This window comes from Kribbella sp. NPDC050470, assembly GCF_044458365.1.
Classification (GTDB): domain Bacteria; phylum Actinomycetota; class Actinomycetes; order Propionibacteriales; family Kribbellaceae; genus Kribbella.
The window spans coordinates 141751-160735 of sequence record NZ_JBITHV010000002.1; the positions used below are offsets into that span (position 1 = coordinate 141751).

The window sequence follows — 18985 nt, forward strand, 5'->3', positions numbered from 1 at the left end:
GGAACGGGATCCGGCGTCAGATACCGGCTTGGTATCCAATACCCAATGTCGCGGGGAAACCCTCAGCCATCCCGGCAGCCAGGTGCATAGGATGCCGACATGCCTGGAACCAACCTGACGCGCGACGAGGCGCGTACCCGTGCCGGGGTGGTCAGCGACGTCAGCTACGCGGTCGAGCTGGACCTGACCAACGCCCCGAGCGGCGCTCCGACCTTCCGGTCGGTCACCACCCTCACGTTCGCCGCCGAGGCCGGCGCGGACACCTTCGCCGACCTGATCGCGGAGAAGGTGCGTGAGGTGACCCTCAACGGCCGCTCACTCGACCCGGACACGGTGTACGACGGCGCCCGCGTCCAGCTGGACGGGCTGGCGGAGCGCAACGAGCTGGTCGTGGTTGCGGACTGCACCTACTCGCGTACCGGTGAAGGGCTGCACCGCTCGGTCGACCCGGCCGACAAGGAGACCTACCTCTACACCCAGTTCGAGGTGCCGGACGCCCGCCGGGTGTTCACGACCTTCGAGCAGCCGGACCTCAAGGCCCCTTTCACCTTCACCGTGTCCGCCCCGGCGCGCTGGGTGGTCATCTCGAACGCGCCGACGCCCGAGCCCACGCCGTACCAGGGTGAGAACGGCGAGGAGCTGGCGCGCTGGGAGTTCCCGCCGACCGAGCGGATCTCGACGTACATCACCGCGGTCGTGGCCGGTCCGTACCACGTCGTCACCGACTCGTACGACGGTCCGCACGGCAGCTACCCGTTGTCGCTGCTGTGCCGGCCGTCGCTGAAGGACGCGCTCGACATCGACGACCTGTTCGAGGTGACCAAGCAGGGCTTCGAGCTGTTCGAGCGGGCGTTCGGGACGCCGTACCCGTTCCACAAGTACGACCAGGCGTTCGTGCCGGAGTACAACATGGGCGCGATGGAGAACGCGGGCTGCGTGACGCTGCGGGACGAGTACCTGTTCCGCAGCCGGACCACGCACGCGGAGATGGAGGCCCGCTCCAACACAGTGCTGCACGAGCTCGCGCACATGTGGTTCGGCGACCTGGTCACGATGACCTGGTGGGACGACCTGTGGCTGAACGAGTCGTTCGCCGAGTGGGCCAGCCACTGGGCGCAGGCGGTCGCGACGACCAAGTACGCCGGCGCCTGGACCACGTTCTGCAACGCGCGGAAGAACTGGGCCTACCGCCAGGACCAGCTGCCCTCGACGCACCCGATCGCGGCGGACATGGTCGACTTCCACGCGGTCGAGGTGAACTTCGACGGCATCACCTACGCCAAGGGTGCCTCGACGCTGCGCCAGCTGGTCGCGTTCGTCGGTGAGGACACCTTCATCGCCGCGCTGAAGGAGTACTTCTCCGACCACGCGTTCGGCAACACCGAGCTGACCGACCTGCTGAAGCCGCTGGAGAAGGCGTCCGGGCGGGACCTGGACGACTGGACCGAGCGCTGGCTGCGGACGGCCGGCGTCAACACGCTGCGGGCCGACTTCGCGGTCGATTCCGAGGGCGCCTTCACGTCGTTCGCGATCGAGCAGACCGCCGCGGAGAACTTCCCGGTCCTGCGACCGCACCGGCTGGCCGTCGGCCTGTACCGCCGTACCGGGGAAGGGCTCGTGCGGACCGAGCGGTTCGAGGTGGACATCGACGGGCCGCGCACCGAGCTCGCCGAGCTGGTCGGCGCGACCCAGCCGGACCTGGTGCTGCTGAACGACGACGACCTCACTTACGCCAAGATCCGGCTGGACGAGCGGTCCCGGGCGACGCTGGTCGAGTCGATCGACCAACTGCCCGAGTCGTTGCCGCGGGCCCTGGCCTGGGGCGCTGCCTGGGACATGACCCGGGACGCGGAGATGCCGGCCAGCCAGTACGTCGGCATCGTGCTGCGCGGGATCAAGGCCGAGACCGACCTGACCGGTGTCCGCTCGCTGCTCGCCCAGGCGACCAACGCGATCAACCTGTACGCAGCCCCGGACAACCGGCCGGCGCTGCGGGCGCAGTTCGAGCAGGCGCTCGCCGAGCTGCTGTCCGGCGCCGAGCAGGGCAGCGACCACCAGCTCGCGTTCGCTCGCGCGTACAGTTCCGCGGTGTTCTCCGACTCCGGTGCAGACAGGTTGGTGGCGTGGCTGGACGACCGGGAGCTGCCGACCGGTCTGGTGGTCGACACCGACCTGCGCTGGACGCTGATCGTCGCGCTGGCCCGGCTCGGCCGGATCGGCGCCGACGAGATCGAGGACGAGCTCACCCGCGACACCACGATCACCGGGCAGGAGCGCGCCGCGCAGGCACGGGCCGCCCGGCCGACCGCCGAGGCCAAGGAAGAGGCGTGGCGGATCGCGGTCGAGTCCGGGGACACCCCGAACGAGACGCAGTTCCGGACGATCCTCGGCTTCCAGCAGCCCGGCCAGGAGGACCTGCTCCGGCCGTACGTCGACAAGTACCTGAGCGCGGCCAAGGACGTGTACACGCGGCTCGGCTCGTCGATGGGCGAGAACGTGCTGGTCTACCTGTCGCCGCGCAACCTCCCGGAGCAGCCGACGCTCGACGCGCTGTCGTCCTGGCTGTCGACTGAGTCGTCTGCGGTGGACGCTCCGACCCTGCGCTATGTCAGCGAGGCCCAGGCCGACCTGACCCGCGCGCTGGCGGCGCAGGCTCGCGACGCCAGCTGAGGTCTCGACCACAACACCGCCGGTCTGGGTGAGACCGGCGGTGTTGTGTTGGACCGGCTACCGGTAAAACTGGGTCGGTGCCCGCTTCTGACCCCGCCCTGGCAGGTGCGGCAGCCGTAGCGCTGACCGGACTCGCAGAGGCGTACCGTCCTCGCCCTGTCACCCCACTGATGCCCTGGCGCTACCCGCACCGGTTGGTGAAGCCGTACGTCATCACCGCGCGCGGACGGCAATGGGACGACCAGATGGTCGAGGTCGCGCAAGCCACGGCCACCCGGCAGCTCGAGTTCGACGACGCGATGGGAGCAGTCGGGCTCGGCGTCGTCGTACTGCACCTCGGGGACGACGGGATCTACCTGGTCGTGCAGAGCTGGGCGAAGGACTTCCAGTCCCGGCTGAGCATCTTCAGCGGGATGGATGTCGACGATCTGCGGCCCGCCCCGATCGGCGCGGCCCCGTGCGTGTGGGAGCTCGAGGTGCTCAGCCACGAACGCGCGGCCTACGTGAACCACATCCTCGGCGCCGAGGTCGACGTGGACTCCTGGCTCGACGACGCCCTCGACACCCGCCCGCAGCCGAAACACGACGGCATCCCCTCCGGGACCTAGTCGCAGATCGCGTTGTCGACGAGCGTCTTCGCGGTCCGCTCCTGGCTGAACAGGGCCTCCATGGAGTCGTTGAGCTGGGTCGACATCGAGACGACCACACTCTCCCGGCCGTCCGCGGTCGCCCCGAGCCGGGTCTTGTACCGATCTGGTCGCCGCCCGGGATCCACACCGAGCCGCCGCACGGCAAGTCTCGCGAGAACAGGCCCAGTCCGTACCGCGCCCCCGGCCAGATCTGCTCAGCCGTCTCGTCCACACCGACCGTCCGCATCAGCTCCCGGAGCTGCGCCGGCTTCAGCAGTCGTCCGCCGAACAGGGCAGGCACGAAGACGTCGAGATCCTTCACGGTCGAGATGTAGCCGCCGGACGCGTCCGCGTCGATCAGCTCGGTGGTGTCGGTGTACTCCCCCGGCGTGAACCGCGTGTACCCGCGGGCCTGCGGCCCGGCGATCCGTGGGTCCGTCCCGGGGAAGTAGGTGTCCTTCAGCTTCAGCGGACGGACGATCCGCCGCCCTCCAGTAGGTCAAGCACTTGCCTGGAGGCTGTCAGCGCCGGGGATCGTTCACCATCGCCCGCGGTCCCGGACAGTGGTAGCGCGAACGCTACCCGTGAAGGTCAAACGATTGTTCTTCGGCGTACAGTGAGGAGCCGACTGCGGGCCGCGATTCGCTTCTGCAGAAGGAGATTCTGATCACGTGAGCAGTACTCATTTACTTGCTGGTTCGGTTTAAGCTGCACGCAGTTAACCGCCACAGGGGAATCTGGGGAGGGACCCTTGCCGTGACACCCGTGGATCACCGGAGGCCGCCCGCCCGCGCCGCCCGGAGACAACACAAGAGCCCTTCCCGGCAGCGCACCGACCCTCAGCAGGGCCACGCACGCAAACCCCAGCGATCGCACAGCGCGGTGGGCGCGGCGATCGTGGCGGCCGCCGCGATGGTCGCCGTGTTCGCGTTCATCCTGACCAGAGGATCGTCCTCACCACCCGCCGACGACGCGCTCCGGAGCGGGAGGGCGGACGGCGGAGCCGGGGCGCCGGCCGCGAGCGCGCCGGCACAGACTTCGGATCCGTCCGCGTCGGGCAACACGGCCAAGGCGGACCGCAAACCGCCGGCCACCTCCGCACCGAAGGCCAAGGCGATCGCGCCGAGCCCGACACCCGACACCGGTCCCGCCTCACCGGTCTTCAAGCGTGGCCAGTGGATCGTGGTGATGGAGAAGTACGGGACCGACGGCGGCCTCGACGCCGAGCCCCTCGCGAAGGCGACCGCGGTCAAGTTGATCACCGCCGGCATCCCAGCCAAGGCGATGCTGGTCAACGGGCAGTACCGCGGGATCGCGAACAGTTCGATGGAGCCGGTCACCGACACCTGGATGGTCTACCTCGGCCCCGGTACGTCGTCGGCGCAGATGCTGGACCTGTGCTCCGACCCGCGAACCCAGCGCGTCTACAGCAACTCCGCCTGCCCCACCTACGAACCGGCCGGCACGCCCGCGGGCTGATCGGTCGCCAACCGGGCATGCAGGTGGGAGTCGTGGCGTTGGCCGGTGGGTTCGACAAAATAGTCGCGCATGGTGCCTTCCAGTTGGAAGCCGGCGCGCGTTGCGACCCTGCATGAGCCCTCGTTGACCAAGGCGTGGTCCAGGGACAGGCGGTGCAGCCCTAGTCCGTCCTTGGCGAAGGCCCAGCGGGATGCTGCGTCCAGTGCCCGTGCCGCAAGCCTGCGGCCGCGTGCGGCCGGGCTGACCCAGTACGCGACCACGGCCTGGTCCGGCACCCGGTTGACGTCGCGGACCGACACTGTGCCGAGCACGTAGTCGCTCGCGGCGTCCGCGATCGCGAACACCGCGCTGCCACGCGACCAGCCGTCGATGCGCGACTCCAGCCAGCGCTTCGCCCGCAGGTCCGCGGGTGTGCGGATCACCGCCGTACCCGCGGTCCAGCGAAGGACACCCGGATCCCGCAGTGCTTCGGCGACCGCCGGCTCGTCCGTTGCCACGAACGGTCGCAGGACCAGATCGCCCAGCGCGATGCGAGTCGGCTGGAGCACCGGGCTCACTGCTTGTGCGGCTCGTTCGCGTGCAGGAGCGGAGCCTGGTGCGCGTGCTCGCCCAGCTGCTGTACGCCGGTGACCAGACCGCCGGTGAGGTCACCAGTGGCGAACGACGTCTGCATGGCCAGCGCAGCCAGGCCGGCCGACGCGTCGGACAGCTGCCGCTTCGCGAGTGACCCGGTGACGATCTCCAGCCGGCGGCCGGCCGGGTCGACGTACACCAGGACGGTGCGGTCCGGGTCGTCGAGCTCGTTCAGCAGCTCCAGCGCGAACGGCCGAGTCTCGGAGTCGGCGCCGCCGACGTACACGGAGAAGCGCAGGCCGGAGACCTCCTCGGCGTGCCGGACCGCCCGCTCGATGTCGTAGAGCTGATCAGGGGTGAAAGCGTCACCAGCTGGCACTTGCGCCTCCGGTCGAACGGGCGACGCCGGCGCCGGCGGTCGCGGTGGTCCCCGGAGCGCCGGGCAGCTCGGGCAGGTGGGCGGGGTCAGGCTTGGTGGCGGTCGGCCCGTTGATCCAGACCGGCGGGGCCCACCAGGACAGGCCTGGGCGGTAACGCGGTCCGCTCGCGATCGACGACGCGAAGACCAGGAGCGTCACCACCGCGATGACCAGTGCGGGGATGCCGACGAACACCAGCAGGGTGTGGCCGGAAACTTCAGTGATCACACCGCAGAGCCTAGTCCCCCGGCTCCCCGCACTCGCTGAGGGCCTCTCGACAACCTCCTACCCCGCGCGAAGCGCGGCTGCCTTCCTTCTGCTTTCAGCAGCCGCCGCAGTTGTAGTAGGTCACATCCCAGTGGTTGCTCTCGAGGGCGTAGATGTTGCCGGCCGCACTCCGCCACTGGGCAGCGCCGTCACCGCGGTCGGCGATCCGGGTGAAGGTGTTGCGGATGTAGTTCCCGACACAGGTGTAGAGCGAGAAGTCCACCTTGTAGCCGTTCCGGTGGCTGTACGTCCCGCTCGCGTGGCCGACCTCGGTGCCACCGGTCAGGTTGATCGCGCACCCACTCGCCTGCTTCAGCGTGCGGACGCCGTACACGGTGGTGTCGTTGATGTTGGTGAACGAGGTGCAGGTCGGGTTGTTCCAGTCGGAGCAGTTGCCGCTGGACGACCAGGTGATCCCGGCGGCCCGGAAGATCGACGTCGCCTGCGCGTGCGTCATCTTGGTGACCGCGGCGGCCTGCTCGACCGCGACCACACCGGGCAGCAGTCCGGCCAGTACGGCGACCAGCGGTACGAGCACGCGTCGGAGCACAGTCTTCATGGGGACACTCCTTGAAATACGGGGCGGATATTTCAGGGAGTGCACTTCCCAGGAAAGATATTGACGAAACGTCCGGCTGAATCAGAAACGAACATCCGAACACTGGTAGAAGGCGTTCGCCGTGTCGTGAATCGTCCAGACCGCGAGGATCATGTGCCGTCCGGTCCGGCCGCTCGGCACGGTGCCGGGGTGACTGACGTTGTTGGCCGGCCGGCCGCCGTTCATCGTGACGGTCAGGAACGGGTTCAGGTCGAGCGCCGAGCGGGTCAGCGGGGCGTTCTGGTCCCAGCCCTGCTTGGTGATGTAGTACTTGAAGTCCGTGGTGGCGTGCGGTGCGGTCAGGTACCAGCGGAAGTTGTTGCTCTGGCCGGCCGTGAGCTGCTCCGCCGGCCAGGCGCCGTTGCGCTGGTCGTCGAGCTGGGCGAACTGGGCCAGCCCGGCCGAGCAGAGCTTGCCGTCAGCAGGCCCGGCCGCCGGGAAGCCCTTCGGGCCCTCGACGCTCTGCGGCTCCCACTGGATCTGGCCGCAGTTCTGGACGGTGCCGTTCTGGCAGTGCTTGGCCCGGCTGGTCGGTCCGGTGGTGTAGCCGTGGCCGTACGCCAGCGGGACCGAGGTGCTGACCGTCAGCGCCAAGGCGCCGACGGCGATTCCGGCGAGGCTGAGTTTGCGTAGTCGGAGCATGCGGACAACTCCTTCGACTGTTGGGGCGGAAAGACAGTGAAGGAAGGCGCCTTCTCGATAAATAGAAAACAACCGTTCAAATCTATTGTCAACAGCTCGTGATCGAGTGGTGACTAAATGTTCAATGCGCCGATCAGTCGGCGCAGGCGCTGGTTGTTCGGGAGGTCCTCGATCAGGATCGGCGAGCCGTCCGGACCGCTCAGCGGGACCCGCCAGTTCGGGTACTCGTCGGTGGTCCCCGGCTGGTTCTGGGTACGGCGCTCGCCCACGGCATCCGTCAGCGCTACACCGACCAGCTTCGCCGGCGTGTGAGCGACGTACCGGTGCAATGCCTCGACGATGCGCTCCACGTCGCCGTCGGTGTTGCTCAGCAGGTGCCGCTCGCGCAATGCGTTCAGCCAGGAGTCCCGCTCGGCCTCGTCGACCTCGAGCTCCTCGGCGAACGGCCTGGTCAGCAGACCGAGCTCGTTGCGCAGTTGCACGTGGTCCCCAGCGAGGTAGCCGGCGGTCGGAGGCAGGTCATGCGTGGTCACGGTCGCCAGACACAGCTCACGCCAGCGCTCAGGCGACAGCGGAACCCCGTCTGCGTCTCGTTCGAACCATAGGACCGACGTGCCCAGCACGCCGCGCTCGGTCAGGTAGTCGCGCACCCACGGCTCGACCGTGCCGAGGTCCTCCCCGATCACAGCCACGCCGGACCGCATCGCCTCCAGAACGAGGATGCCGACCAGCGCCTCGTGGTCGTACCGGACGTAGGTGCCCTCGGTCGGTCGCTCCGGCGACGTCACCCACCAGAGCCGGAACATGCCGAGGATGTGGTCGATCCGCAGCCCACCACCGTGCCGCATCACCGCACGGACCAGGTCCCGCCAGGCGGCGTACCCGGTGTCGGCCAGTGCGTTCGGGCGCCACGGAGGCTGCGACCAGTCCTGCCCCTGCTGGTTGAACGCGTCCGGTGGCGCACCGACGTGGATGCCTGGCGCCAGCACGCTCTGCAGCGCCCACGCGTCCGCACCGTCCGGGTGCACACCGACAGCCAGGTCGTGTACGACGCCCAGCGACATGCCGGCCGCCTTCGCCCGGGCCTGGGTGCGGGCGAGCTGGTCGTCCAGCTGCCACTGCAGCCAGCAGTGGAACTCCACCGCATCCGGGTTCTCGTTGCGGAAGGCAACAACGGCCGGTGAGGTCGGGTCCCGCAGCTCCTCGGGCCACTTGCTCCACTCCGGCCCGTGCACGTCGGCGATCGCGGCCCAGGTGGCGAAGTCGATCAGCCCCTGGCTCTCCCGGTCGCAGTAGGCGCCGTACTCCGCGATCCGCCCGATCGACGGCCGGACACCGAACAGCAACTGCAGCGCCTCCCGCTTGGCCGCCCACACGCTGTCCCGGTCCAGTGCGGTCGGGTCCTCGCTCAGCGCCCGGGTCTGCAGGCTCAGCGCCCGGACCCGATCCCGTTCGGCCGGCGCGAGGTCGCCGTACTCGTCGATGTCCTCGATGCGGAGGTAGATCGGGTTGCCGAACCGCCGCGAGGCCGGGAGGTACGGCGAGGGCTCCATCCGGCCCGCGGTCTCCGCCGCGTGCAGCGGGTTCACCAGCACGAAGCCGGCGCTCAGGTCGGTCGCGGACCAGGCAGCGAGGTCTGCGAGGTCGTGCAGGTCGCCGATACCCCAGGAGCGGCGAGAGCGGACGGAGTACAACTGGAGCACCCAGCCCCAGGTGCGGTGCAGCTTCTCCGGCTCCAGCTTGCGCGGGGTGACGATCAGCGTGCTGACCGAGATCTCCGGACTGCTGCCGACCCGCGCGCACAACCGGTGGTAGCCGGTCGGCAGGTCGCCCGGCAACTGGAACGTGGCCTCACCGACCTGCGCGCCATCGATCCACTCCGGCTCGATCCAGCGGTCCTGCTGCGTGATGTCTCGCCGGTGACCGCCGTCCTCCAGGTCCACCCACACCTCGACCGGGGACCCGTGCGGCAGGTGTACGGCGAACCAGGGCGTCCAGCCCTCCCGCATCACCACAGTCGGCGGCAACGTACGACGCCAACGCGCCTGCCGGTGCTCCTCCAGCGCCTCCGCAGCCTTCTCCGGCGTGGACGCGTCCACACCGAGCGCCGCGAGTACGGCGGCCACCACCTCGCTGGAGACGATCACATGCTCGCCCTGCCAGTTCCAGTACTCCGTCGCCACGCCATGGGCAACCGCTAGCTCGACAAGGGCCGGAGTAGGAGCTGTCACCTCAGCGAGTCTGCCGCATCACCCGCCCTTCCGCGCAACGCCGCGCGCCGGACTGTTACCCGTTTACCCGTTCGCGCGGCGACGACTGAGCAGCAGTACGGCGACCAGCAGCACAGCGCTCGCGATCACCAGGCCGATGGCGACGCCGGCCATGTTGTCGGTGAGCTGGTAGAGGGCAGTCGGCCAGATGACCAGCAGGATGGCGCAACCGACGACTGCGTACGCCGACGCCTGCCGGCGACCGTACGCGACCAGCAGAGCTGCCGGACCGGCCGTGCCGACGGCGAGCGCCATGATCTCGCCCCGCTCCTGGATCAGCCAGCAGATCGATGAGCTGAACATCGCCGCCCCGGCCAGCGACCACGCGGTCATCTGATCGCGGACCAGGCCGAGCATCCCCATCACGAAAGCGACCAGGATGAACCCGGTCCCGGCGATCCCGGCGGTGTTCGAGGACCCGCCGGTGTCCGGAGTCAGGACATCTGCCGTGATCACCAGCACACCGACGGCCAGGATCCCAAAAGTTGCCACCAGCAACGAAGATCCCGCCAGCCACCAGAGTCCGGCTCCTGCCAGCACCAGCGCGACGGCGACCCCGACGATCCGGCCGGTTTCGCCTTCGATCGCGACGTACGTGGCGAAGCCGGCGACGCAGCACCCCAGCGAGGCCAGCGCCGAGCTGAGCTGTTCGCGTCGGCGCAGGACGCCGAGGACGGCCGCGGCGCCGAGCAGTACCACCGCCGCGCTGGTCCCGGTGCTCACGCGGGCGGCTCGGCCCATCTCACCCCAGTTCGCCACCGTGAGCAGCGCGACCGCGCCGAGGAGTAACGCCCCGCCGATGTAGCCGAGCACCTCGATCAGCGCACTGGAGTGGCTCGCCGTCGGCGGCGGCTTGGGTTTCGCGGCCGGCTGCTCGGCGGGTGGTTGCGGCCGCGCCCGGCCTGGGTCGGCCAGCGCCGCAGCGACCTCGGCGTCGGCGGCATCCCGCAGCGCCTCGGCCTGGTACTGGCGCAGCACGCCCGCGCTCACGAGCCTGAGCAGCTCGTCATCCAGCCGGCTGGGCATGCGATCGCGTCTCCCTTGTCTTTCTCACTAAGATCGGGCGGCGAGATGCCTATTCTGACCAGCTACCTTGTGTCCTTGTTCAGTCACCCCCTGTTTTCGCTGCCCGAGCAGTTCCCGACCTTCTTCCGGTACGGCAACGACGGCAGGCTGGAGGTGACCGACCAGATCGTCATGGTCCCGGCCCGGATCGCGGGCCTGATCATCGGCTTCCTCGTGCTGCGCTGGGTGCTGCACAAGGTGATCCGCCGGTTCGCCCGCCGGACCGGGAACGGCGCGGTCGCCGGAGTGCTCTCGAAGTCCAAGATCGGCCAGGAGTTCGTCGAGAACACGCTGGCCAGCCAGCGCCGGTCGCAGCGCGCCGAGACGATCGCCTCGCTGCTGTGCAGCACGGTGACGATCGTGCTGACCGCCGTCCTGGTGGTGATGGTGCTGGCCGAGCTCGGCTTCAACATCCTGCCGGTGATCGCCTCGGCGAGCATCATCGGCGTCGCCCTCGGCTTCGGCGCCCAGACGCTGGTGAAAGACTTCCTGGCCGGCGTCTTCATGATCTTCGAGGACCAGTACGGCGTCGGCGACCTGATCGACATGGAGAAGGCGACCGGTGTGGTCGTCGCGGTCGGCCTGCGGATCACCACCCTGCGCGGCGAGGACGGCACCACCTGGTACGTCCGTAACGGCGAGGTGCTCCGGGTCGGCAACCTGACCACCCGCGACCCGGGCAGCTCGGCGCCGTCCGGGGTCGGCAGCGCCACCGAGCGGGCCGAGGAGGCTAGGCCGGACGACGAAAGTGCGGAGACCGGAACACCGGCCGAAAGCCGAGCTTCAGGTACAGCCGCTCAGCCGCAGAGCCCTCGACCACCTGCAAGGTGAGCCGCCCGCCGGCCGCGTCCCGGCGCGCCTGGCCGAGCAGCTCCGAGGCCAAGCCGCGACCCCGGTACGCCGGTTTGGTCGCGACGGCGTAGATGCCGAAGACGTCGGCCGTGCGGAACACCAGCGTGATCGAGGCCGGGTCGCCGTCGACCCGCAGCAGGTAGAGGGACTGGTCCGGCGCGCGGTAGTTGCGCAGCGCCATCTTGCGGAGCTCCTGCCGCCACCAGTCCACGTCCGCGTCGTCCTCACCGAGGAACGCATCCGCCTGCACCTCCGCGAAGGCCTCCGCGTCCTCGTCCGACGCGATCGCCTCGAGCGGCTCGCCGGTCGCCTCATCGGCCGGCGCCTCCATGTGGACGAGCACCTCGGCCGGCTCGAACCCAGCCGCGGTCAGGCGCTCCTCCCAGCCTTCGCCGCTCCACGGCACCAGCCGCACCGCCGCCGTACCCTCCGGGACGTCCACGTCTGCGGTCAGCGGGATCCAGCAGGAGAAGAAGTCGTCCGCGCCGACCACCTCGATCCCGTCGGCCGCACGCCTGATGTGACCTCGATGGGCGGCCAGGAAGGCCAGGTGGTTGTCGAGCAGCACCGCATCGTCCAGCACAGCCGCAGTATGCGCCCCGCGGTCAGACCCGGTCTGGCGGGATCACGACAACTCGCCCCACACAGCAGCACGCCGCCCGCGCAACGCAGTGCGCGGGCGGCGTGCGGTGGTTCTCAGGCGGTGAAGCTGACCTCGAGGGTGATCGGGGTCGCGGCCAGAGCCTGGGAGACCGGGCAGTTCTTCTTCGCGCCCTCGGCGAACTCGGCGAACTGGTCGGCGGTCAGGCCCGGCACGCTGCCGACCACCGTCAGCTTGATACCGGTGATGCCCTCCCCCGGCTGGAAGGTCACGTCGGCCTGGGTGTCCAGCGACGCCGGCGGGTTGCCGGCCTGCGCCAGGGCGTGCGACAGCGCCATCGAGAAGCACGCCGAGTGGGCGGCGCCGAGCAACTCCTCCGGGCTGGTCCTGCCGCTGGCCTCCGGCTCGGTCCGGGCGGCCCAGGTCACGTCGAACGTGCCCAGCCCGGACGACTCGAGGCTGGTCTGACCGGCCCCCTCCAGCAGCGAACCTTCCCAGTGGGCCTTGGCGGTACGGGTAGCGGCCATGCTCGTGTTGTCTCCTTCGAAAGAGAGATTCAGCGGCCGGACACGTCGATCGCGCCCGGGTACTGCGGTTCGTCGGTGTTCACCATGCTGTGCGCGGCCATCACCATGTAGGTCCAGATCTCCTCGTCCCGATCTGGTGGCAGCGCGATCTCGTCCAGCGCGGCACGCATGTGGCCGAGCCAGCGGTCCCGGGCGCTCGGGGTGACGGCGAACGGGGCGTGCCGCATCCGCAGCCGGGGGTGCCCGCGCTGCTCGGAATACGTCCGCGGGCCACCCCAGTACTGCTCCAGGAACATCCGGAAGCGCACCTCGGCCGGGCCGAGGTCCTCCTCCGGGTACAGCGGGCGAAGCTCCGGGTCGGCGGCGACACCGCGGTAGAAGGCCGCCACCAGCCGGCGGAACGTCTCGGCCCCACCGACAGCGTCGTAGAAGCTCAGTTGCTCAGTCATAACCGTCCCAGTGTCTCAAGTGGTCACAACGTGTTCGAGCAGGGCATGCCGTTCTGCGGTCGCGATGGGCCTTTTGGCGTGGGTGTTTCCGTCCACGGTGACCAGCACGGAGACCGCCTTGGCGTACACGTCCTCGCCGCTGCCGCTGCGGTCGACGATCCGGGACCCCAGCGTGTACGACGACGCGCCGACCGACTCCACCCAGACGTCGACGTCGTACGGCGGGTGCCGGAGCAGGATCGGGCGTAGGTAGTCGACGGTCTGGCTGACCAGGACGACCGGGTGATCGGCGAAGAAGTCGCCGGTCGTGCCCATGATCTCGGACAGGAACGCGATCCGGGCTTCCTGCAGGTAGTCGAAGTACCGGACGTTGTTGACGTGGTCGTAGGAGTCGATGTCGGACCAGCGGACCAGAACCGGGTGCGTGAAGGTCACGAGCCCACCAGCTTCGAGAGGGCCGCGCGCTCGACCGGGCTGATCCGGCGGAGGCGGTTGGCGGCGAAGTCGAACGGGACCAGCTTGGTGCGGGCCTCGACGTAGGTCCGGCGCTCCGGCTCGGCGTCCAGGATCTCGTAGTCGACCGTGAACGAGGCGGCCCTGATCTCGCTGATCCACAGCTCGATCCGGACCGGTTCGGGCCGGAAGTGCAGCGGCGCGCGGTACTGCACCTCGTGCCGGGCCACCAGCAGGCCGGTCTCCAGGTCGTCGGCGCCGAGTTCCTTGGCGGTCCGGAACAGGAAGTCGACCCGGGCGTCCTGCAGGTAGTCGACGTACCGGCCGTTGTTCACGTGGCCGAGCGCGTCCTGGTCACCCCAGCGCAGCGGGCAGTGGTAGACGTGGCGGTTGTGATGATCCACACGGCGATCATTGCATCCGGGGTACTTCCGGCGTGACACAGCGTGGGTAATGTCATCCCCGGCACGACCATGGACCGTTAGGAGCACGTGGATGACCGACCAGCGGGTGGCGATTGTGACCGGGGCGGCCCGGGGAATCGGCGCGGCCGTGGCGCAACGGCTCGCCGCGGACGGGAACGCGGTTGCCGTCCTCGACCTGGACGAGGGCGCCTGCTCCGGGACCGTGAAGGCGATCACCGAGGCGGGCGGTACGGCGATCGCGGTCGGCTGCGACGTCAGCAAGGCCGACCAGGTCGCGGCGGCGGTCGAGCGGGTGGTCGCGGAGCTGGGCAAGCCGACCATCCTGGTGAACAACGCCGGCGTGTTGCGCGACAACCTGCTGTTCAAGATGTCCGATGACGACTGGGACACGGTCATGTCGGTGCACCTGAAGGGCAGCTTCCTGATGTCCCGCGCGGTCCAGGCGCACATGGTCGAGGCCGGGTACGGCCGGCTGGTCTTCCTCTCCTCGACCTCGGCGCTGGGCAACCGCGGCCAGGCGAACTACGCCTCCGCCAAGGCCGGCCTGCAGGGGCTGGCGAAGACGCTGGCGATCGAGCTGGGCAAGTTCGGCGTCACCGCGAACGCGATCGCGCCCGGGTTCATCGAGACCGACATGACCGCGGCCACCGCGGCCCGGGTCGGGGTCGACTTCGAGGAGTTCAAGAAGGCCACCGCCGCGACCATCCCGGTGAACCGGACCGGCAAGCCCGAGGACATCGCCGCGGCCGCGTCGTTCTTCTGCAGCGAGGAGGCCGGCTTCGTGTCCGGCCAGGTGCTGTACGTCGCCGGCGGACCTCGCAACTAACGCAGAACTGAGGCGAACAGATGGCACAGGCCTTCACCGGCATCGACGATGTCGTGCACGCGGTCGGCACCCAGCTGGGCGAGACCGAGTGGCTGGAGATCACCCAGGAGCAGGTGAACCAGTTCGCAGAGGCGACCGGTGACCACCAGTGGATCCACGTCGACGTCGAGCGCGCCAAGAAGGGCCCGTACGGCGGGACGATCGCGCACGGCTACCTGACACTCAGCCTGATCGCGCGGTTCGGCGACGAACTGTTCTCGGTGAGCGGCGTCACCGCGAAGCTCAACTACGGCGTGAACAAGGTCCGGTTCCCGGCGCCGGTCCCGGTCGGCTCCCGCGTCCGGGCGAGCGCGTCGATCTCGAACACGTCCGAGACCCCGGCCGGGATCCAGGTCTCGCTGAACTGGGTCATCGAGCTGGAGAACTCGACGAAGCCCGCCTGCGTCGCGGAAACCGTCGTACTGCTGGTGCCTTAGAGGGGGCAGATCAGGACGGCGTGGGTGGCGACGCGGTAGTAGCCGAGCCACTCGTTGACCGCGAGCATTGGGGTGTTGCCGTCGTAGTTGGCGGTGTAGGCGGCCTGCACGCCCGCGTCGGCGGCGCGGCGCAGGGCGGCGCACTTGACCAGCTTGGCCATGCCGCGGCCGCGGAACTCGGGCATCGTCGCGGTCATCCGCGACCAGATCTTGGTGTGGTCGCCGATGCCCAGGGTGAATGCGATCACCCGGCCGTCGTACACCGCCGCCATACTCAGGTCGAGCACCACAGCCGGCGACGTCCACACTCCGTCGAGCCAGTCGTCGTACGGCCGGGAGGTGATCTTCGCGTCGCCCGGCTTCGTGCGCTGCGCGACCACGTCCGCCTCGTAGAGGCTGCGCGGGTCGACTTCGTTCAGCGGCACCAACTCCACCCCGGACGGCACGCCGGGGAGGTCGGGCGCCTTCCGCGGGTCGATCCCGGCGTAGTGCACCTGCCGCGTCTGCCGGTAGCCCCAGCGGGCCGCCCACTCGGCGGTCGACGGCTCGGCGAACACCCGGGCGCTCCTCGCCCCGGCCGAGCGCAGCTCCTCGTGCGTTGCCGTCAGCAACTTCGTCCCGATCCCCCGGCCGCGGTGGTCCGGCCGGACCAGGATGCGCAACTCGCCGTCCAGCGGGTCCGATCCCGCGATCAGCCCGGTCGACGCCCAGCCGACCACCTCGCCGGCCTCCACCGCGGCGAAGGTGCCCCGGCCCGGCACGGGAGCAGCGGAGAGTCCGCGCCGCAGCGCCGACGCAGTGACCACCAGGTACGGCGCATGCGCGTCATGTAACGCGATCGCGCCTTCGACATCCCCCGGTTCGGCAGGCCTGATCTCCATGCGAACTCCTTCGGCGAAGTTCCCCGGAAGATAACCCGATCCCGGCACGCACCGAATCCGGAAAGCCGTTACAGCTCTGTCTCATCGCGGATTCTTAACGCGTTGATCACCTGGTCGTATCTGCTGGTCCCGCGCCGTAGGCACGGGGCCAGCAGGCGCGGCCTAACCGACAAGTGGACGCAGGAGTCCCATTTCCGTTTGGATCCGGCGGTAGCCGAGCCAGTTGTTGACGGCAAGCATCGGGCCGTTCTCGTCGTCGTTCGACGTGTACGCAGCGGTGATCCCGGCCGCCGCGCAGCGACGCAGCGCGACCGACTTCACCAGCTTGGCCAACCCCCGACCCCGGTACGGCGGGATGGTCCCGGTCATGCCCGACCACGCGCGATCACTGTCGGTCTCGACCGCGGTGAAACAGGCCACCTCGTCACCGGCAACCGCCGCGACACTGAGCGCCTTGTCCAGAGCCGGACCGTTCCAGATCTCCTCGAGCCACTGGTCGTAGTCGATCGAGTCCAGGGGCGAGTCACTCGGCTCGTCCAGCGTGGCGACCGAGTCGGCGACGTACGCCTGCCGCGGGTCCAGCTGGTCCATCGACACCAGCTCGATGCCGTCCGGCGTCGGCGGCAGCTCGGGCAGCACGCGCGGATCGACGCGGGAGTAGTGCATCTGGCGCGTCCCGTCGTACCCACGGTTCCGCGCGAACTCGAGGCCGTCGGGATGCACGAAGGCTCGCGTCCGGACGGCGCCGACCTCGCCGAGGTGCTGGTGCAGTCGCTCGGCCAAGGCACTTCCGATGCCGTTGTTGCGGTGCTTCGGGTGCACGAAGATCGAGGTGTGGCTCTGGCCCGGTTCGCTGGTCCAGATGTTCAACGCGGCCGATCCCCAGGCGACCAGCTCGCCGTCGATCTCCGCGACCAGGGCGAGGAAGCGTTCCGCCGGCGCGGACACGGTGATCAGGTGCCGGGTCGCGGCCGGCGACATCACCTTGTACTCGTAGACCGCGCGCCGTACCGCCGTCACACCGTCGGCGTCGTCGCCGACAGCCGGCCTGATCCTCACGGGGTTCGCCATGCCCGGACCCTAACCAGCACACCGGTCACCCGCCACGGATTAACCACCTGAGGCGAACAGCAACGCGATCGCAACAGCTGCGCGCTCGCTGTGATTCTGCCGTGTAGCCGACTGGCACTAGAGTGGCTCGGTGCTGTCGGACTGATCGCCCCGACCGCCGGAAGTGCCATCGTGCTGGGACACGACGTGGTCACCGGCGGCGGGCAGTCCGCAGGCCCTTGACGGACCGTTGGGCGTCAGGCGTAAATAGCCACTATGCGCGTGACAGATGGTGCGACCGCGGCCGAGGTCTTCGCCGGCCTGATGGTGTCCGACGGCCCGCGAGACGAGTACGAGAAGGCTTTTGAGCCCTTTGCCCCGCTGATCGGGAGCTGGGACCTCGACGTCACCTGGTACGACGACGACGGCAACCTGACCCGGCAGACCAAGGGTGAGTGGCACTTCGCCTGGGTCCTCGACGGGCGCGCGGTCGCCGACATCTGGATCACGCCGAGCCGGGCCGCCCGGGCCACCGACGGCGACGGCGAGTGGGGCCTGTCGATCCGCATCCACGATCCCGAGCTGGACGCGTTCCGCTCGACCTGGATGGGTCCGAAGGCCGCGTTCGTGATGACGTTCATCGCCCGCGCGGAGGCCGACTCGATCCGGCTCGAGTCCCGCGAACCCCTGGCCACCAAGACTCGCTGGATCTTCACCGGCATCACCGAGACCGGCTTCCACTGGCGCAACGAGGACGAGGATGCCGACGGCAACATCATCGTCCGGCAGCGCTTCGTCGCCACCCGGCCGGCTCAGCCGTAGGTCCGCACCGCCGCCGTGGCGAGCTCGAGCATCCGTGCGCGAATCTCTGGCGGCTCCAGCACCTCGACGTTGTCGGCGAACCCGAGCAGCACTCCACACGCCGCCTCTCGCACTCGGAAGTGCATTGCCAGACGCGGCCAGCCGTCGTCCGACGGCACGTCTCGCGCCTGCTCCCCCTTCACGAGCATCGGTGAGGCGATCCGCCGTACCTGATCGACCGCCTCGGGCCGCACCCGCACGACCACCTCGACCCCGACCGGCATGTTCTGCTCCAAGCCGGATCGCAGCCGCTCCCACTCCGCCTGCACGTCCAGCTCCGCCGGCCGGTCAGCGACCTCCTCCAGTACGTCGACCTCCTGCACGCGCGACACGCGATACATCCGGGCCACTCCACGATGCGCTGCCACGAGATACCAACGCCCAGCCTGTTCGACCAGCCCCCAAGGATCGACAGTACGGCGCTGAGGCCGCCCCGCACTCGCGGACGCATACAACAGCCGCACCCGCCGACGAGTCACCACCGCCTGCCGTAGCACCGGCAGAGCCCCGGTGTCCTCGGCCTCTGCGAACCACCGCCGCCGGTCCACCACGATCGACCCCGACAACGCCTCCGCATCGCCCTGCAACTCCAGAGGCAACGTGGACGACAGCTTGCCCATCGCGGACTGCAACGCGTCCCGCAGCCCAAGCTCCTCCGACAACGCGGCCCGCCCCGACCACGCGAACAACGCCTGCGCCTCCCGCGGCGTCAGACCGCTTACGTCAGCGCGGTACCCGGGCAGCAGCACGCAGCCGCCGTTCCGCCCGCGCTCGGTGTACACCGGTACGCCGGCGGCCGACAACGCCTCCATGTCACGCATGACCGTCCGCGTCGAGACCTCCAGCCGCTCAGCCAACTCTCGTGCACTCAGGCGCGCATGCCGCTGCAGCAGCAGGATGATCTGCAACAACCGGTCGGCTCGCACGACTTCAGAATATGCGACAGGAGATGTCCTATATCCCCCGCGAGGC

23 protein-coding genes and 1 pseudogene are annotated in these 18985 nt (G+C 69.3%); 7 read left to right on the plus strand and 17 right to left on the minus strand.

Going from position 1 to position 18985, the window contains the following annotated elements:
- Positions 1–99 precede the first annotated feature (99 nt).
- On the plus strand, positions 100–2670 hold the full coding sequence (pepN, locus tag ACIBGM_RS05245) for an aminopeptidase N (RefSeq protein WP_396384554.1): 2571 nt from the start codon (positions 100–102) through the stop codon (positions 2668–2670).
- Between the two features lie 77 nt (positions 2671–2747).
- The gene (locus ACIBGM_RS05250) at positions 2748–3278 is read left to right on the plus strand and encodes a hypothetical protein (RefSeq protein ID WP_360519754.1); all 531 of its coding nucleotides are present in this window, start codon (positions 2748–2750) and stop codon (positions 3276–3278) included.
- Here ACIBGM_RS05250 and ACIBGM_RS05255 read toward each other — a convergent pair.
- Together ACIBGM_RS05255 and ACIBGM_RS05260 are read right to left on the minus strand one after the other, a co-directional pair.
- Positions 3275–3460: a hypothetical protein gene (locus ACIBGM_RS05255; protein WP_396384555.1), complete on the minus strand. Its 186-nt coding sequence runs from the start codon at positions 3458–3460 to the stop codon at positions 3275–3277. The genes ACIBGM_RS05250 and ACIBGM_RS05255 overlap by 4 nt on opposite strands.
- Positions 3461–3486: 26 nt before the next feature.
- Positions 3487–3780, minus strand: a pseudogene (locus ACIBGM_RS05260) (peptide hydrolase); the annotation flags it as partial.
- Between the two features lie 401 nt (positions 3781–4181).
- On the opposite strand from ACIBGM_RS05260, the gene ACIBGM_RS05265 reads away from it, so the two are divergent.
- Positions 4182–4778, plus strand: a complete 597-nt coding sequence (locus ACIBGM_RS05265; protein WP_360519756.1) for a hypothetical protein — start codon at positions 4182–4184, stop codon at positions 4776–4778.
- On the opposite strand, the gene ACIBGM_RS05270 is transcribed toward ACIBGM_RS05265, so the two are convergent.
- The 7 genes from ACIBGM_RS05270 to ACIBGM_RS05300 all read right to left on the minus strand — a co-directional run bounded on the left by ACIBGM_RS05270 (position 4748) and on the right by ACIBGM_RS05300 (position 10573).
- The gene (locus ACIBGM_RS05270; RefSeq protein WP_360519758.1) at positions 4748–5326 is read right to left on the minus strand and encodes a GNAT family protein; all 579 of its coding nucleotides are present in this window, start codon (positions 5324–5326) and stop codon (positions 4748–4750) included. The genes ACIBGM_RS05265 and ACIBGM_RS05270 overlap by 31 nt on opposite strands.
- A 5-nt stretch (positions 5327–5331) precedes the next feature.
- Positions 5332–5730, minus strand: coding sequence for a DUF5130 family protein (locus tag ACIBGM_RS05275; RefSeq protein ID WP_360519760.1), 399 nt, complete (start codon positions 5728–5730; stop codon positions 5332–5334).
- Positions 5717–5998, minus strand: coding sequence for a hypothetical protein (locus ACIBGM_RS05280; RefSeq protein ID WP_360519762.1), 282 nt, complete (start codon positions 5996–5998; stop codon positions 5717–5719). Before ACIBGM_RS05280 ends, ACIBGM_RS05275 begins: the two co-directional genes overlap by 14 nt.
- A 94-nt stretch (positions 5999–6092) precedes the next feature.
- Positions 6093–6596 (minus strand): hypothetical protein, encoded by a 504-nt coding sequence (locus ACIBGM_RS05285; protein ID WP_360519764.1) that lies wholly within the window; start codon positions 6594–6596, stop codon positions 6093–6095.
- 81 nt (positions 6597–6677) lie between these two features.
- On the minus strand, positions 6678–7277 hold the full coding sequence (locus tag ACIBGM_RS05290) for a lytic polysaccharide monooxygenase (protein WP_360519766.1): 600 nt from the start codon (positions 7275–7277) through the stop codon (positions 6678–6680).
- A gap of 113 nt (positions 7278–7390) precedes the next feature.
- Positions 7391–9508: a 4-alpha-glucanotransferase gene (malQ, locus tag ACIBGM_RS05295; protein ID WP_360519768.1), complete on the minus strand. Its 2118-nt coding sequence runs from the start codon at positions 9506–9508 to the stop codon at positions 7391–7393.
- 63 nt (positions 9509–9571) lie between these two features.
- The gene (locus ACIBGM_RS05300; protein WP_360519770.1) at positions 9572–10573 is read right to left on the minus strand and encodes a hypothetical protein; all 1002 of its coding nucleotides are present in this window, start codon (positions 10571–10573) and stop codon (positions 9572–9574) included.
- A 69-nt stretch (positions 10574–10642) separates the two neighbouring features.
- Between ACIBGM_RS05300 and ACIBGM_RS05305 the strand changes: the two genes are divergently transcribed.
- On the plus strand, positions 10643–11443 hold the full coding sequence (locus ACIBGM_RS05305; RefSeq protein WP_360519861.1) for a mechanosensitive ion channel family protein: 801 nt from the start codon (positions 10643–10645) through the stop codon (positions 11441–11443).
- Here ACIBGM_RS05305 and ACIBGM_RS05310 read toward each other — a convergent pair.
- The 5 genes from ACIBGM_RS05310 to ACIBGM_RS05330 form a co-directional block, all read right to left on the minus strand.
- Positions 11343–12047 carry a GNAT family N-acetyltransferase gene (locus ACIBGM_RS05310; protein ID WP_396384556.1) on the minus strand — a complete coding sequence of 235 codons (705 nt, stop codon included), beginning with the start codon at positions 12045–12047 and terminating at the stop codon, positions 11343–11345. The two genes, ACIBGM_RS05305 and ACIBGM_RS05310, sit on opposite strands and share 101 nt — an antisense overlap.
- Positions 12048–12160: 113 nt before the next feature.
- Positions 12161–12592 (minus strand): OsmC family protein, encoded by a 432-nt coding sequence (locus ACIBGM_RS05315; RefSeq protein ID WP_360519773.1) that lies wholly within the window; start codon positions 12590–12592, stop codon positions 12161–12163.
- A gap of 29 nt (positions 12593–12621) precedes the next feature.
- Positions 12622–13041: a globin gene (locus tag ACIBGM_RS05320; protein WP_360519775.1), complete on the minus strand. Its 420-nt coding sequence runs from the start codon at positions 13039–13041 to the stop codon at positions 12622–12624.
- Positions 13042–13056: 15 nt separating this feature from the next.
- Positions 13057–13476, minus strand: a complete 420-nt coding sequence (locus tag ACIBGM_RS05325) for an acyl-CoA thioesterase (RefSeq protein ID WP_396384557.1) — start codon at positions 13474–13476, stop codon at positions 13057–13059.
- Complete coding sequence (locus ACIBGM_RS05330; protein WP_360519779.1) at positions 13473–13898, minus strand: thioesterase family protein; 426 nt, start codon at positions 13896–13898, stop codon at positions 13473–13475. Before ACIBGM_RS05330 ends, ACIBGM_RS05325 begins: the two co-directional genes overlap by 4 nt.
- Positions 13899–13989: 91 nt before the next feature.
- On the opposite strand from ACIBGM_RS05330, the gene fabG reads away from it, so the two are divergent.
- Both fabG and ACIBGM_RS05340 read left to right on the plus strand, forming a co-directional pair.
- Positions 13990–14745: a 3-oxoacyl-ACP reductase FabG gene (gene fabG, locus ACIBGM_RS05335; RefSeq protein WP_360519781.1), complete on the plus strand. Its 756-nt coding sequence runs from the start codon at positions 13990–13992 to the stop codon at positions 14743–14745.
- A 20-nt stretch (positions 14746–14765) separates the two neighbouring features.
- Complete coding sequence (locus ACIBGM_RS05340; RefSeq protein ID WP_396384558.1) at positions 14766–15221, plus strand: MaoC family dehydratase; 456 nt, start codon at positions 14766–14768, stop codon at positions 15219–15221.
- Here ACIBGM_RS05340 and ACIBGM_RS05345 read toward each other — a convergent pair.
- Together ACIBGM_RS05345 and ACIBGM_RS05350 are read right to left on the minus strand one after the other, a co-directional pair.
- Positions 15218–16102 (minus strand): GNAT family N-acetyltransferase, encoded by an 885-nt coding sequence (locus tag ACIBGM_RS05345; protein WP_360519785.1) that lies wholly within the window; start codon positions 16100–16102, stop codon positions 15218–15220. The two genes, ACIBGM_RS05340 and ACIBGM_RS05345, sit on opposite strands and share 4 nt — an antisense overlap.
- A gap of 162 nt (positions 16103–16264) precedes the next feature.
- Positions 16265–17173: a GNAT family N-acetyltransferase gene (locus tag ACIBGM_RS05350; protein ID WP_396384559.1), complete on the minus strand. Its 909-nt coding sequence runs from the start codon at positions 17171–17173 to the stop codon at positions 16265–16267.
- Between the two features lie 261 nt (positions 17174–17434).
- On the opposite strand from ACIBGM_RS05350, the gene ACIBGM_RS05355 reads away from it, so the two are divergent.
- Positions 17435–17974, plus strand: coding sequence for a hypothetical protein (locus ACIBGM_RS05355; RefSeq protein ID WP_396384560.1), 540 nt, complete (start codon positions 17435–17437; stop codon positions 17972–17974).
- Here ACIBGM_RS05355 and ACIBGM_RS05360 read toward each other — a convergent pair.
- Positions 17965–18939, minus strand: coding sequence for a helix-turn-helix transcriptional regulator (locus ACIBGM_RS05360; protein ID WP_396384561.1), 975 nt, complete (start codon positions 18937–18939; stop codon positions 17965–17967). The genes ACIBGM_RS05355 and ACIBGM_RS05360 overlap by 10 nt on opposite strands.
- Positions 18940–18985 lie beyond the last annotated feature (46 nt).